A 14,942-nucleotide genomic window follows, 5' to 3' on the forward strand; every position below is an offset into this window, starting at 1 on the left:
TCTTCCCGTCAATTCCTGCTGGCGGAAACAAAAAGGGCAGCACGGCTTGCCGCGCTGCCCTTTCGTGACTGGCCGCATCCCCACACGGCCCGTCCCCCGTTATTCAATGCTCCCGAGGCTTCTGAGCAGAATCATCGGTGAGGTCAACCGCAGATTACATCACTACAACCGTCGTGCCAACATTGACCCGCTCGTAAAGGTCGACCACGTCCTCGTTGCGCATGCGGATGCAGCCCGACGAGACCGCGCCGCCGATCGTCCAGGGCTGATTGGTGCCGTGGATACGGTACTCGGTCGAGCCGAGATAGAGCGCGCGTGCGCCGAGCGGGTTTTCCATGCCGCCGGCGAGATAGGTCGGCAGATAACGGCCCTTGGCGGCTTCGCGGGCGATCATCACCGCCGGCGGCCGCCAATCCGGCCAGACGCGCTTGTTGGTGATCTTGTGGGTGCCGGACCATTCGAAGCCCGGCTTGCCGGTGCCGACGCCATAACGCCGCGCCTTACCGTTCTTCCCGACCAGATAGAGGAAATTCTCTCGCGTATCGATGACGATCGTGCCCGGCTTCTGCGGGCCGTCATAGGCGACTTCCTGCGGCAGATAGATCGGGTCGATCTGCGGCCGCATCACCATGCGCCTGGCCGGCGCCTGCACCGCCGCGGTGCGCAGCTGATCGGGTTCGGCCAGCCGCCGGTAGCGCCGTTGCGGCTGCGCCTCTTGCCGGCTCTGCCGCACGATGCCCGGGGCATGGCCGAGCTGCAGCACCCAGGGCGCCGAAAGATCTGGGCTGACCACCACCGGCGGCCTCTCGGCATAGCGGTCGTTGGCATTGGCGGCGCCGGCCGCAAGCACCGCCGCGGCGCCGAACAGTGGGAACAAGAATATCTTCATCGCAACGCACCTTGATCGTCGAACATGCCGGGGTGCAAAGCCTCCCCGATTTCGCCGACATTGGGCGCGAAGCGGCAACCGAAACATGAATCGGAATGCGTAAAATGCCGATCTGTCAGTAAAGCTTTTGGTGTGGTTACCGCCCGGTTCAGGAATCTGGTAAAGCCGCGGTAAAGCCCGCGTCAAAACGCGTTAACGCCAAGACACGAACGGAATTCCGCCATGGATGAAAAGACAGGTCTGCTTGCCGGTCCCGACGGCATCGCCCGCTGCTTCTGGCACGGCAACCTGCCGGATTATCTGCACTACCACGACCACGAATGGGGCCGGCCGGTCGCCGACGACCGCCGCCTGTTCGAGAAGATCTGCCTCGAAGGTTTTCAGTCGGGCCTGTCCTGGCTGACCATATTGCGCAAGCGCGACAATTTCCGCGAGGCGTTTGCCGGCTTCGATGTCGACAAGATCGCCGCCTTCACCGACGCCGATGTCGAGCGCCTACTCGGCAATGCCGGCATCATCCGTCACCGCGGCAAGATCGTTTCGACCATCAACAACGCCAAGCGCGCCCGCGAGCTCATCGACGAGGCCGGCTCGCTGGCCGCCTGGTTCTGGAAGTTCGAACCCGGCCCAGGCGAGCGGCCCGAGATCGTCGATCTCGCCCATCTGCGCGCCAATCCGACGACGGCCGTCTCGGTCCGCATTTCGAAAGAGCTGAAGAAGCGCGGCTGGAGCTTTGTCGGCCCGACCACCGTCTACGCCTTCATGCCGGCGATGGGGCTGGTCAACGACCATCTCGAGGGCTGCGTCTGCCGCGAGCCGGTCGAGGCGGAACGGAAAGCGTTCAAGCGGCCGAAATAGCGGCTCAGGCGCCGCCGGCGCCGGCGAGGAAAAACCCGGCAAGGATGGCCGCCAGCGCGGCGACCACCGGATAGATCACCAGCAGTCCGGTCATCAGCACGTCGCGCATGGTCGGTCCGCTGCGCTGTTGCGCCGCGATCTCGAACGGTCCGGCGATTTGCTTCGTATTCGGCGCATAACCATCGGCCGGCCGCAGCCGGACCGAGGCGTCGCGTGCGCCGCTATCGATGATGTCGAACTTCTGTAGCGTGGCCATGGCCCCGAACCCCTTGTTTCGGCGCGCTTATCGGCCCGGATTGTGTCGGCACGATGCCGCGCGCAAGGCGCAACTGTTTCAGCTTCTTTTTCGCCTTTCCTTCTCCCCTTGTGGGAGAAGGTGGATCGGCGCGCAGCGCCGAGCCGGATGAGGGGTGTTGGACGGAGTGCCGTCATAGCCAAGCTGGAACACCCCTCATCCGACCGAGCTTCGCTCGGCCACCTTCTCCCACAAGGGGAGCAGGGAGAAGCGCAAACCCTTGCCTTCTCCGGGCTGCATCGGTAGGACACGCCGACCCGAAATAAGTCACCGTTTACCTAGCAAAGTACCCATCCCATGGCCGACAAATCCGAAAAGATGAAAGCGCGGCTGCCGCGCGGCTTTGTCGACCGCGGCGCCGACGATCTGCGCGCCGTCGAGAAGATGATGGCGACGATCCGCTCGGTCTTTGAGCTTTACGGTTTCGAGCCGGTCGACCAGCCGCTGATCGAATACACCGATGCGCTCGGCAAATTCCTGCCCGACCAGGACCGGCCGAACGAGGGCGTGTTCTCGTTCCAGGACGATGACGACCAGTGGCTGTCGCTGCGCTACGACCTGACCGCGCCGATGGCGCGCTTTGTCGCCGAGAATTTCGAGCGCCTGCCGAAACCCTATCGCAGCTATCGCTCCGGCTGGGTGTTCCGCAACGAGAAGCCCGGCCCCGGCCGCTTCCGCCAGTTCATGCAGTTCGACGCCGACACGGTCGGCACGCCGGGCGTTGCCGCCGATGCCGAGATGGCGATGATGATGGCCGATGTGATGGAGGCGCTCGGCATCAAGCGCGGCGATTACGTCGTCCGCGTCAACAACCGCAAAGTGCTCGATGGCGTGCTCGAGGCGATCGGCCTTGGCGGCGACGAGAACGCTGGCCGTCGGCTGCAGGTGCTGCGGGCGATCGACAAGCTGGACAAGCTGGGCGTCGAGGGCGTGCGTCTGCTTTTGGGCGCCGGGCGCAAGGACGAGAGCGGTGATTTTACCAAGGGCGCCGGGCTGGGTAAGGCGCAAATCGATGTTGTGATCAGCTATTTCACGGTCATGGCGCAGCATGATCCCGAACAAATTGTCCAGACACTGGGATCTATCACCCCAGGGCTCAGCAATCTTGTCGAGGAAAGGAAACTCGAACATCTCGGCATAACGAATGCCTCGTTTGTTGAGGGCCTTGCAGAGCTGGAGCAGATAAGAACCATGGTCGCACAAAGCGGCTACGGTGAGGATCGCATTCGCATCGATCCCTCCGTCGTCCGTGGCCTCGAATATTACACCGGCCCGGTCTACGAGGCCGAGCTGCTGGCCGAGATCCCCAACGAGGACGGCCAGATCGTGCGCTTCGGCTCGGTTGGCGGCGGCGGACGTTATGACGGCCTCGTCTCGCGCTTTCGTGGCGAGCCGGTGCCGGCGACCGGTTTTTCCATCGGCGTCTCGCGGCTGATGACGGCGCTGAAGAACCTCGGCAAGCTCGATATTTCGGATGTGATCGCGCCGGTCGTCGTGCTGACCATGGACAAGGATACGGAAAGCCTCGGCCGCTACCAGAAGATGGTGGCCGAGCTGCGCGCCGCCGGCATCCGCTCGGAAATGTATCTCGGCGGCGCCGGCATGAAGGCGCAGCTGAAATATGCCGACCGCCGCGGCAGCCCGGTCGCCGTCATTCAGGGCGGCGACGAGCGCGCCAAGGGCGAGGTGCAGATCAAGGACCTGATCGAAGGCGCGAAAATGTCGGCCGAGATCGCCGACAACGCCGAATGGCGCGCCGCACGACCGGCGCAGGTGACCGTGGCGGAGAGTGAGCTGGTTGCCGAAGTGAAGAAGATACTGGCGGCGCAGGCCGAGGAGCGGGCGCGTGGCAAGTAGGGCGCCGCTTCCTTCTCCCCTTGTGGGAGAAGGTGGCCGAGCGAAGCTCGGTCGGATGAGGGGTGTTCCAGGGAACGCCGACGCCTCATTTCTTCCGGCACCCCTCATCCGTCTTGGCGCGTCGCGCCAATCCACCTTCTCCCACAGGGGGAGAAGGGGAGGTGGGGTTTTATGACCTCCCGCCCCGCCATCGCATCCGACATCGCCAGCCTCTTCGCCGCGCGCAACACCCATGCGGTCGAAGTCGCCGTGTTGCAGCCGGCCGATCCGTTCCTCGACATGGCCGGCGAGGATTTGCGGCGCCGCATCTTTCTCACCGAGAGCGAGACCGGGCAGACGCTTTGCCTACGGCCGGAATTCACCATTCCGGTCTGCCTCGACCACATCGCCAGCCAGGCCGGCACGCCGCGCCGCTATTCCTATCTCGGCGAGGTGTTTCGCCAGCGCCGGGAGGGCGGCAACGAATTTTTCCAGGCCGGCATCGAGGATCTCGGCGACCGCGACACGGCCGCCGCCGATGCGCGTTCGCTGGCCGATGCGCATGCGCTGCTTTCGCTGGTGCTGCCCGGCCGGGAGCTGGCGGTCACGCTCGGCGACCAGACCATTTTCGAGGCGGTGCTGGCCGCCCTTGGCCTGCCGCGCGGCTGGCGCATGCGGCTGGCGCGGGCCTTCGGCTCGGCGCCGATGCTGGAGGCGGCGCTTGCCGACCTCGCCAATCCGCCGCGCAACAGCCAGCTCGCCGGCGCGGCCGCCGCCCTTGTCCTCGACGGCGATCTTGACGGTCTTTCGGCGCATGTCGCCGGCGGCATGGAACAGGCCGGCCTGTCGGCAACGGCCGGGCGTTCGCCGTCCGAAATCGCGCGGCGGCTGATCGAGAAGGCCGAATTGCGCAGCGTGCGGCTGTCGAACGAGGCGTTTGCGGCGCTGAAGAGCTTTTTGGCCATCGACGTGCCGCTCGACAGCGCCGCCGGGGCGCTCGAAAGTTTTGCGATCGATGCCGGGCTTTCGCTGGGCGCAGCGCTGGAGAATTTCGCAGCCCGCGCCGCGGCCATAGAAAGCCTCGGCTTGCCGATGTCTGAAATCCGCTACGACGCCGCCTTCGGCCGGCCGCTCGATTACTACACCGGCATCGTCTTCGAGATCGCGGCGCAGGATGGCGAGCGGCCGCTCGCCGGTGGTGGCCGCTACGACCGGCTGCTGACGCTGCTCGGCGCCAAAACGCCGATCCCCGGCGTCGGTTTTTCCGTCTGGCTCGACCGCATCGAGGCGCTGCGGGAGACGGCGCCATGATCACGCTGGCGATCCCGTCGAAAGGCCGGCTCAAGGAGCAGGCGCTGGGGGTGCTGGCCAAGGCCGGGCTTGCCGTCAGCCTGCCCGGCGACGAGCGCAAATATCGCGCCCGCATCGACGGCCTTGACGGCGTCGAGATAGCGTTCCTGTCTGCCTCGGAGATATCAGGCGAAATCGGCCAGGGGTCGGTCGATCTCGGCATCACCGGCGAGGACCTTTTGCGCGAAAACCTCGCCGATTGCGAGGCGCGCACCGAAATCATCGCCCGCCTCGGTTTCGGCAATGCCGATGTCGTCGTCGCCGTGCCCGACATCTGGCTCGATGTCGACACCATGGCCGACCTCGACGACGTCGCCGCCGATTTCCGCCAGCGCCATGGCCGTCGGCTTAGGATCGCCACCAAATACTGGCGCCTGACCCAGCAGTTCTTTTCGCAAAAGCACGGCATCCAGGTCTATCGCATCGTCGAAAGCCTGGGCGCCACCGAGGGTGCGCCGGCGGCCGGATTGGCCGATATCGTCGTCGACATCACCACCTCAGGTTCGACGCTGCGCGCCAACCATCTCAAGGTGCTGGCCGACGGCCTCATCCTGCGCTCGCAGGCCTGTCTCGTCGCGTCGAGGAAGCAGCGCGAGGCGGCCGACGAGGCGACTTTGCGCGATATTGCGGCCAGGATGGCATCGGTGAATTCAGGCTGACGTCGCCAATCTCCCCCCTTGAGGGGGGAGATGTCGCCGAAGGCGACAGAGGGGGTCGGTACGTCTTGACGCGACTCTCCTAACGGACAGAACAGGCAGGTGCTCCACGCGAGACGACCCCTCTGGCCTGCCGGCCATCTCCCCCTCAAGGAGGGAGATTGGCAGCTTGGCCGCTGGCACCGACCTGAAGCGATTTTCTTGACGTACAGCAATTTTGTTCTTGCTTTGTGCCGGCAGCTATGCTACTAATCTCCGTATGGTGCCAATTGGCCCCGAAGACCCGCCCACCGAGGCGGGTTTTTTATTTTCGGCGCCATCCCTCACGTTCGAACCCCAACCGTACCATCGACGGGATTTCCACTACCCCGCCGGGCTGATAGGCTTGTTCTGTCTGCGGAGGACACGGCGATGCCGATCAATCTCGACGAGTTGAAGAATGCCAGCAATTTGCGCTCCAAGCGCGATGGCGGTTCGTTCATTGCGCCGGTCGACGGCACGGCGCATGTCTCGGGCGAGCGCAGCGTGCCGCTGCTCAACCTGACCATCCCGGCGCTGTTTGCCGATACGGTCGGCAAATACGGCACGCTCGATGCCGCCGTCTTCGTCGAGCAGGACAAGCGCTTTACCTGGGAGGAACTGTCGGAGACGGTCGATGCGCTGGCCGCCGGCTTCCTGGCGCTCGGCCTCGAGAAAGGCGATCGCGTCGGCATCTGGTCGCCGAACCGCTGGGAATGGCTGGTGACGCAATTCGCCACCGCCCGCATCGGCCTGATCCTGGTCAACATCAACCCGGCCTACCGGTTGGTCGAGCTGGAATATGCCTTGAACAAGGTCGGTTGCAAGGCGCTGGTCACCGCCGCCAAGTTCAAGAGCTCCGACTATCTCGGCATGATCGAGACGCTGGCGCCGGAGATCGCCAAGGCCACCCCTGGCAAGCTCGACGCCAACAAGCTGCCGGCGCTGAAGACCGTCATCCGCATGGACGAGGAGAATTCGCCGGGCATGTTCAATTTCGCCGACGTGCTGGCGATGGCCGGGCGCGACGAGCATGACCGGCTCGACCGCATCTCCGACGGGTTGAAACCCGACGATGCCATCAACATCCAGTTCACCAGCGGCACGACCGGCGCGCCCAAGGGCGCGACGCTGACCCACAACAACATCGTCAACAACGGCAACTTCGTCACCTCGGCGATCCGGCTCACCGTCGACGACCTGCTGTGCATCCCGGTGCCGCTCTATCATTGCTTCGGCATGTCGATGGGCACGATGGGCTGCGTCACCAAGGGCGCGACCATGGTTTTCCCGAGCGAGGGGTTCGATGCGGGCGCCACCCTAAAGGCGGTGGCAACGGAACGCTGCACCGCGCTTTATGGCGTGCCGACCATGTTCGTCGGCCTGCTCGACCATCCGGATTTCGCCTCCTTCGATCTCACCAGCCTGCGCACCGGCATCATGGCCGGCTCGCCATGCCCGATCGAGGTGATGAAGAAGGTGGTGTCGCTGATGCATATGGCTGAGGTGACCATCGCCTACGGAATGACCGAGACCAGCCCGGTCTCGTTCCAGAGCAGCGTCGACGATCCCCTGGAAAAGCGCGTCTCCACCGTCGGCCGCGTCCATCCGCATGTCGAGGTCAAGGCCATCGACGCCGAAGGCGCCACCGTCGCGGTCGGCGCGCCGGGCGAGCTCTGCACGCGCGGCTATTCCGTGATGAAGGGCTATTGGGACGACGAGCAGAAGACCCGCGAGGCCATCGACGCCGACGGCTGGATGCACACCGGCGACCTCGCCACCATCGATGCCGAGGGCTATTGCAACATCGTCGGCCGGGTCAAGGACATGGTCATCCGCGGCGGCGAGAACGTCTATCCGCGCGAGGTCGAGGAGTTCCTCTATCGCCACCCCAAGGTCAAGGAGGTGCAGGTGTTCGGCATTCCCGACCCGAAATACGGCGAGGAGCTGTGCGCCTGGATCGTGCTCAAGCCCGGCCAGATCACCACGGAGCAGGAGATCAAGGCTTTCTGCGCTGGCCAGATCGCCCATTTCAAGATCCCGCGCTACATCCGCTTCCGCACCGAATTGCCGATGACGGTGACCGGCAAGCCGCAGAAATTCCTGATGCGCCAGGCGATGATCGACGAGCTGGGATTGGTGACGCAGAAGACGGCGTGAAAAGGCTTCCGTTTGTATCTACGCGTGACGGAGGCGTTGTTTGGGCAACATATTTGAGGGGTGTTCCATGCGGATTGGATTAGGCGTGCTTTTCCTGGCAACTCAGCTGGCAGCCACCGCGGTGCTGGCGCAGACGGCGGCCGAGCGTGAGGCCTGCCAAGCAGATTACCAGAGATTGTGCAAGGGCGTGTTGCCGGGCGGTGGCCGCGTCGTCAAATGCCTGGCCGGTCACATGAGCGAGCTGACGCCCGAATGCAAGAAGGTCGTCAAGGCCAACACGCCCGGCTAGCACGCGAGCTTCCTGCGGGTGCGATTGTCCTTCCCTTGTGGGGAGGCGCTAGGGGGTGGGGTACGCTGCGATGGCGCCATGACCTGTCATATGCGATTTCTCTGGATGGTCGCGGTGCGCAACAGTGGTTGCAAATCGCCCTTCCACGGGATTTGCGGGAAGGCAAGAAGGTGACAATGAGTGGTCTCGCAAGATCGGCGGTTTCCTACGGCATGCCGCTGGCCGCGCTGGCGATGGCTGTCGCGGTCAGGGCCAGCGGGGTGTCGGTGGACGAAGGGTCGCTGGGCACCAGGATATTCATCGGCGCGCTGTCGAGCGCGATCATGTTCATCACGATTTTCGTGGTGCTCGACCACGCCGAGGCGGTGGCCAGGCGGGTTGGGGAGCCGTACGGCACGTTGGTGCTGACCATCGCCGTGACGGCAATCGAAGTGTCGATCATCGTTTCCATCATGCTGCACGGCGCGAACAACCCGACGCTTGCCCGCGAATCCGTGTTCTCGACGGTGATGATCACCTCCACCGGCGTTGTCGGCATGTGTCTGACGTTTGGCGGCTGGCGCCATCGCAAGCAGGCGATCGTCCGGCAAGGGACCAGCGCCTATCTGGCGGTTCTGGTCGCGCTCAGCGTCATGACGCTTATTCTGCCGACCTACACGCGAACCACCGATCCCGGCACGTTTTCGGCGGCCCAACTTGGCTTCGTCAGCGTCCTTTCAGTGCTGCTCTATGCCGGTTTTCTGTTCGCGCAGACTGTCCGCCACCGCGACGATTTCATCGATGGACAAGCGCATGGCGCCGCAGTGCGAACCGACGCTCACGAAAGCGTCGCCGCCGGCGCTGTTCTCCTGCTGATCGGGCTGATCGGCATCGTCATGCTGGCCGAACAGGTCGCCGCCAGCGTCGAGGATGCGCTCGTCGCCTACCAGGTGCCGCAGGCCGACGCCATTGTCGGCGCAATGATCGCCGCGCTGGTCTTGATGCCGGAGGCCATTTCGGCCGTTCGTGCCGCACTCAACAACGAGCTGCAGCGCGGCCTGAACGTCGCCATGGGCTCGGCCTGTGCCACGATCGGCCTGACAATACCGGCAATCGCCGCCGCCAGCCTGCTGACCGGAAGAGGCCTGACCCTGGGGCTGCCGGCGACCGACACGGTGCTTTTGGTTCTGGCGCTCTTCATCTGCAATGTAAGCTTTAGCACCGAGAGAACGACGTTCTTGACCGGCTTGGTGCATCTGGTGGTGTTTTTTACTTGGGTGTTTTTGATATTTGTGCCGTGAGGGTTGGGGGGAGGTGGCAAACCACTATCGACCGGTTTTCGAACGAGCGGTCATCCGTTTCCGCACTGAGTTGCGAAGTAGGCGAGCCGCAGAAGTTCCGGATGAGGCGATGGTCGAGAATTGAGAGTGGTGACGGCAAAGACGGCTTGACGGGTGGGCGCCAATTTGTCTCCTTTGCGCCGTGGGCGGACGCTTAGCACCAAGGCCTTGAACGTCTCGATCTGCAGCCGATTGCGGAATGGCGGCTTTAACGTTTGAAGAAGGATTGCGGACGTTCAGCCCGACGGGACCAAGGTCTGCTCCCGGGTCTAGCCGTCCCGTCTCAATGGCGTCCCGGACCGCCCGGTGGATCTGCGTTGCCAGTGGCGGGTGGCGGGGCAGCCACAGGGTGGACATTTCGGCCCACATGGAAAATGATCATGTTGCCATGCACAACACTGCAGTGCTCTGATCTCGACGAAAAGCCTGAGCGTAGAAGCGGATCAACCGACCTCCGGGTCCAGCGAGCGAGGACGCAAATGGACACCCCAGAGAATGGGCAATTGCATCGCGACGCGGGCGGGCGACCCTGTCGATCGGCCGGCTGGCTTCCCCGCGCCGCCGTGTCGGCGGCATTCCTGCTCGGCATGGCTTTCAGCAGCACTGCATTTGCGCAGGACCAGCAGCTACCCGTGGTGACAGCGGCCAAGCCGGTGGTCCGTGAAATCGTCGAAGACGACGAGTTCGTCGGGCGCTTCGAAGCCGTCGACCAGGTCGCCATCCGTTCGCGCGTCAGCGGCTATCTGGACAAGGTCAGCTTCCAGGACGGCGCACTGGTCAACAAGGGCGACCTGCTCTTCACCATCGACGAGCGTCCGTACCAGGCGGCTTATGATGCCGCCAAGTCGCAAGTGGACGTCGCCAAGAGTCTGCTCGAATTCTCCAAGATGCAGCTGGATCGCGCCGACGAACTCGCCAAGACCGGCAATATCTCAACCGCGACGGTCGACGACCGCCGGCGGGAATACCTTTCGGCGCAGGCGCAGATGCAGGGCGCGACGGCTGCGCTGACGACGGCCAGCCTGAACATGGAATTCACCGAGATCAAGGCGCCCTTGTCCGGCCGCATCGACCGCCGGCTGGTGTCGGTCGGCAACCTCGTGCAGCCGGATTCCACCTTGCTGACGACCATCGTTACGCGCGATCCGATCGACTTCTATTTTGACGTCGATGAGCGCCTGTATTTCAGCTATGCCCGCGACGCGAAGGAGCGCGGCGGCAGCATGCAGGAAGGCGCCGGCGGGCTCGAGGTGGTGGTGCGCGTCGCCGACCGCGCGGAGGCGGTATTCAAAGGCAAGCTCGATTTTGCCGAGAACCGGATCGACAACGCGACCGGCACCATGCGGGTGCGTGCAAGGTTTCCCAACGCCGATGGCATTCTCCAGCCAGGCATGTTCGGGCGCATCAACGTGCCGGGGTCGCTGCCGCATAGCGGCGTGCTGGTGCCCGACGAGGCGATCGGCGCCGATCAGGATCGCCGCATCGTGTTCCTGGTGGATGAGACCGGGATGGTGTCGGCGAAGCCCGTGCGCACCGGCCCGCTTCTCGACGGCTACCGGGTCATCCGCCAGGGCCTGACCGGCGACGAGACAATCATCGTCAAAGGGCTGATGCACGCCAGGCCCGGCACCAAGGTGAAGGTCGAGATGGTGACGTTGCCGCCCAAGGCCGAGACCGCCGAGTTACAGCAATGAGGTTCGCACATTTCTTCGTCGACCGTCCGATCTTCGCATCGGTCGTTTCGATCGTCCTGCTGATCCTCGGCGGGATTGCTTATACGCAGCTGCCGGTCGCGCAATATCCCGAGATCGCGCCGCCGACCATCGTCGTTCGCGCGCAGTATCCGGGCGCCGACGCCGAGACGGTCGCAGCGACGGTGGCAACGCCGATCGAGCAGGAGATCAACGGCGTCGAGGGCATGCTCTACATGTCGTCCTATTCGTCGGGCGACGGGGCGATGGCGCTGACCATCACCTTCAAGCTGGGCACCGATCTCGACCAGGCTCAGGTGCTGGTGCAGAACCGCGTGTCGGTCGCCGAGCCGCGCCTGCCCGAAGAAGTCCGCCGCCTCGGCATCACCACCACCAAGAGCTCGCCCGACCTGATGATGGTCGTGCACATGCTGTCGCCCGACAATACCTACGACCAGCTCTACGTCTCGAACTACGCCCGCTCGCGGGTGCGCGACATACTGCTCAGACTAGACGGCGTCGGCGACCTCATCATCTTCGGCGAACGCGAATATTCGCTGCGCATCTGGCTCGATCCGGAAAAACTGTCCGCCCTGGGGATGACCTCGGGCGATGTGGTGCAGGCGCTGCGCGACCAGAACGTCCAGGTGTCGGGCGGCTCGATCGGCGCGCCGCCGACCAGCACCGGCACGGCGTTCCAGTACACGGTCACCACGCAAGGCCGCTTCAACGACGCACGCGACTTCCGATACGTGATCGTCAAATCGACCGACGACGGCCGCCTGATCTCGCTGCAGGACGTGGCGCGCATCGAGCTCGGCGCCAAGGATTACGTCACCAACTCCTATCTCAACGGCAAACCGGCGGTGGCGCTCGCCATCTTCCAGCGGCCGGGCACCAATGCGCTCGCCGCAGCCGCGGAGATCCAGGACAAGATGAAGGAGCTTTCCCGCGACTTCCCGAAGGGGTTGAGCTACGACATCGTCTACAATCCGACTGAGTTCGTCGCCGAGTCGATCCAGGAGGTCTACAAGACGATTCTCGAGGCGATGCTGCTGGTCATCATCGTCATCATCGTCTTCCTGCAATCGTGGCGCATGGCGATCGTGCCGATCGTGGCGATCCCCGTGTCGCTGATCGGCACGCTGGCGGTGCTTTACGCCGCCGGCTTCTCGCTCAACATGCTGACGCTGTTCGGCCTAGTTCTGGCGATCGGCATCGTCGTCGACGATGCGATCGTCGTGGTCGAAAACGTCGAGCGCAATATCGCCAGAGGGCTGGCGCCCAATCCGGCGTCGCACCTGACCATGGACGAAGTCGGAACGGCCGTCATCGCGATCTCGCTGGTGCTGATAGCCGTGTTCGTACCGACAGCCTTCATCCCCGGCATTTCTGGGCAGTTCTATCTGCAGTTTGCGATCACCATCGCGGTGTCGACGGCGATCTCGGCATTCAATTCGCTGACGCTTTCGCCGGCGCTGGCCGCACTGCTGTTCAAGCCGCATCACGCCGCGGCGGCGCCGCCGCGCTTTTTCCTGGCGCGGTTCGGACGGGCGCTCGCCGACGGCTTCAATCGCGGCTTCGACAGGGTCGCCCATTGGTATTCGAGCATCATCCGCGTGCTGGTCGGCTCGTGGATAACGATCGCCGCCATGCTGGCCGTTTTCGCGGCCCTCATCTACGCCACGGTCTACATGGTGCAGTCGGTGCCGCGCGGTTTCATTCCGTCGCTTGACCAGGGCTATGCGATCGTCGTCATCCAGTTGCCGGACGGCGCTTCGCTGTCGAGGACCGATGCGGTCATCCAGCAGGCGTCGCAGATCATCCAGAAAACGCCAGGCGTCGACTACGCGGTCGCCTTCGCCGGCTTCTCCGGCGCGACCTTCACCAACGCCAGCAACGCGGGCGTGATCTTCGCCAGGTTCAAGCCGTTTGACGAGCGACTGAAAGCCGGCCAGTCGGCGACCCAGGTCATCGGCAATCTGTTCGGCAGCCTGCAAAGCATCAAGGAAGCCTTCATTATCGCACTGCCGCCGCCGCCGATCCGCGGCGTCGGCAATGCCGGCGGCTTCAAGCTGCAGATCCAGGAGCGCAACAGCGCCGACATGCGGCAGATCCTGGCGCTTGCCAACGAAATCGCCGGCAAGGCCAACAAGACGCCTGGGCTGACGGGCGTGTTCACCACGTTCTCCGCGTCGAGCCCGCAATTCTTCCTGGCGATCGATCGCGACAAGGCGCGCATCCTGAACGTGCCGATCCCCAACATCTTCGAGGCGCTGTCGATCAATTTGGGCACCGCCTACGTCAACGACTTCAACGCTTTCGGGCGCGTCTACCAGGTGCGGGCGCAGGCCGACCAGGCGTTCCGTCTCGATCGCGCCGACATCTTGAAACTGAAGGTGCGCTCGGCGACCGGCGCGCTGGTTCCGCTCGGCACGTTGGTCGAGATCCGCGACGTCACCGGCCCGGCGCTGGTCCAGCGCTACAACATGTACGTCTCGGTGCCGCTGCAGGGCAACGCCGCGCCCGGCGTTTCCACGGGCGACGCGCTGGCATTGATGGAAGGGATCACGGCAAAGACGCTGCCGGCCGGTACCTCCTATGAATGGACCGAGCTCGCCTATCAGGAGCGCAACACCGGCAATGCCGCTGTCTATATCTTCGGACTGTCGGTGCTGTTCGTGTTCCTGGCGCTGGCGGCGCAATATGAAAGCTGGGTGCTGCCGTTCGCCATTGTGCTGGTGGTGCCGCTCGGCGTGCTCGCGGCGTTGCTCGGCGTGTCGTTCCGAGGGCTGGACAACAACATCCTCGTGCAGATCGGCCTCATCGTGCTGATCGGGCTTGCCGCCAAGAACGCGATCCTGATCGTCGAATTCGCGCGGCAGGCGCAGGAACGCGGGCTGTCGGCCGCCGAGGCTGCCGTCGAAGCCTGCCGGCTCAGGCTGCGGCCGATCCTGATGACCGCCTTCTCGTTCATCCTCGGCGTCGTGCCGCTGATGATCGCAACGGGCCCGGGCGCAGAAATGCGGCAGTCGCTCGGCACCGCGGTGTTCTCCGGCATGCTCGGCGTCACCTTCGTCGGCCTGTTCCTGACGCCGGTGTTCTACGTCACGCTCAGGTCGCTGTTTTCACGGCGCAAGCCCCGTGCCGAGGCCGAGCCTTCGGGGCCGGCAGAGGCGCCATCGGAGACGGCCGCCGAGTAGGGTTACGAATTCGCCGCGTCGGGCGCGGCTTATCCACTCCAGAGAATCGGCGCGGCGCGGCAACGGCCACGATCTGCGCGACCTCGGCGTCGAGGTGCGGCGGAGACCCTGCTCGGTCTGATCCAGCCTAACAGCCGCATCCAGCTCAGCGAGACGATGCCGGGCGGCGAGGCCAATGCGATCTTCTATCTGGTCGACCGGGCGGGGCTTGAGGGCGCAACCGCGACCTCCGGAGTCCTCGCTTGCGATGTCTGCTTTCAGGACGCGGAGAAGCTGATCTCTACGGCCGAGAATGCTGAAGGGTTTCGGGTGCCGTCAGGCGTACGAAAGTCTCTGATGCAGGAACCCGCGGGCCGCAGGCGATTGCCTATGGGGATT

At 64.3% G+C, this 14,942-nt stretch carries 12 protein-coding genes; 10 read left to right on the top strand and 2 right to left on the bottom strand.

Annotation, left to right across the window (positions count from 1 at the left end):
• Positions 1–154: 154 nt before the first annotated feature.
• A complete protein-coding gene (locus NKK47_RS15975; protein ID WP_352577556.1) occupies positions 155–889 on the bottom strand; it encodes a L,D-transpeptidase in 735 nt (244 codons plus the stop codon).
• A 222-nt stretch (positions 890–1,111) separates the two neighbouring features.
• Between NKK47_RS15975 and NKK47_RS15980 the strand changes: the two genes are divergently transcribed.
• Positions 1,112–1,747, top strand: coding sequence for a DNA-3-methyladenine glycosylase I (locus NKK47_RS15980; RefSeq protein WP_352577557.1), 636 nt, complete (start codon positions 1,112–1,114; stop codon positions 1,745–1,747).
• Positions 1,748–1,751: 4 nt separating this feature from the next.
• Here the strand turns inward: NKK47_RS15980 and NKK47_RS15985 are convergent, their stop codons facing one another.
• Positions 1,752–2,003 (bottom strand): hypothetical protein, encoded by a 252-nt coding sequence (locus NKK47_RS15985; RefSeq protein WP_352577558.1) that lies wholly within the window; start codon positions 2,001–2,003, stop codon positions 1,752–1,754.
• Positions 2,004–2,339: 336 nt separating this feature from the next.
• On the opposite strand from NKK47_RS15985, the gene hisS reads away from it, so the two are divergent.
• The 9 genes from hisS to NKK47_RS16030 all read left to right on the top strand — a co-directional run.
• Positions 2,340–3,899: a histidine--tRNA ligase gene (hisS, locus tag NKK47_RS15990; RefSeq protein WP_352577559.1), complete on the top strand. Its 1,560-nt coding sequence runs from the start codon at positions 2,340–2,342 to the stop codon at positions 3,897–3,899.
• 171 nt (positions 3,900–4,070) lie between these two features.
• Positions 4,071–5,189, top strand: coding sequence for an ATP phosphoribosyltransferase regulatory subunit (locus NKK47_RS15995; RefSeq protein WP_352577560.1), 1,119 nt, complete (start codon positions 4,071–4,073; stop codon positions 5,187–5,189).
• Positions 5,186–5,887: an ATP phosphoribosyltransferase gene (gene hisG, locus NKK47_RS16000; protein WP_352577561.1), complete on the top strand. Its 702-nt coding sequence runs from the start codon at positions 5,186–5,188 to the stop codon at positions 5,885–5,887. Before NKK47_RS15995 ends, hisG begins: the two co-directional genes overlap by 4 nt.
• Positions 5,888–6,295: 408 nt before the next feature.
• Positions 6,296–8,062 carry an AMP-binding protein gene (locus NKK47_RS16005; protein WP_352577562.1) on the top strand — a complete coding sequence of 589 codons (1,767 nt, stop codon included), beginning with the start codon at positions 6,296–6,298 and terminating at the stop codon, positions 8,060–8,062.
• A 67-nt stretch (positions 8,063–8,129) separates the two neighbouring features.
• Positions 8,130–8,351, top strand: a complete 222-nt coding sequence (locus NKK47_RS16010) for a cysteine rich repeat-containing protein (protein WP_352450969.1) — start codon at positions 8,130–8,132, stop codon at positions 8,349–8,351.
• 176 nt (positions 8,352–8,527) lie between these two features.
• Positions 8,528–9,631 (top strand): calcium:cation antiporter, encoded by a 1,104-nt coding sequence (locus NKK47_RS16015; RefSeq protein WP_352577563.1) that lies wholly within the window; start codon positions 8,528–8,530, stop codon positions 9,629–9,631.
• Between the two features lie 626 nt (positions 9,632–10,257).
• Positions 10,258–11,364, top strand: a complete 1,107-nt coding sequence (locus NKK47_RS16020) for an efflux RND transporter periplasmic adaptor subunit (protein ID WP_352577571.1) — start codon at positions 10,258–10,260, stop codon at positions 11,362–11,364.
• Positions 11,361–14,564, top strand: coding sequence for an efflux RND transporter permease subunit (locus tag NKK47_RS16025; protein ID WP_352577564.1), 3,204 nt, complete (start codon positions 11,361–11,363; stop codon positions 14,562–14,564). The genes NKK47_RS16020 and NKK47_RS16025 overlap by 4 nt, the downstream gene beginning before the upstream one ends.
• 156 nt (positions 14,565–14,720) lie before the next feature.
• The coding region (locus tag NKK47_RS16030) for a hypothetical protein (RefSeq protein ID WP_352577565.1) at positions 14,721–14,942 on the top strand (222 nt) is incomplete at its 3' end.

The organism is Mesorhizobium sp. M0019 (genome assembly GCF_040323975.1).
In the GTDB taxonomy this organism is placed as follows: domain Bacteria; phylum Pseudomonadota; class Alphaproteobacteria; order Rhizobiales; family Rhizobiaceae; genus Mesorhizobium.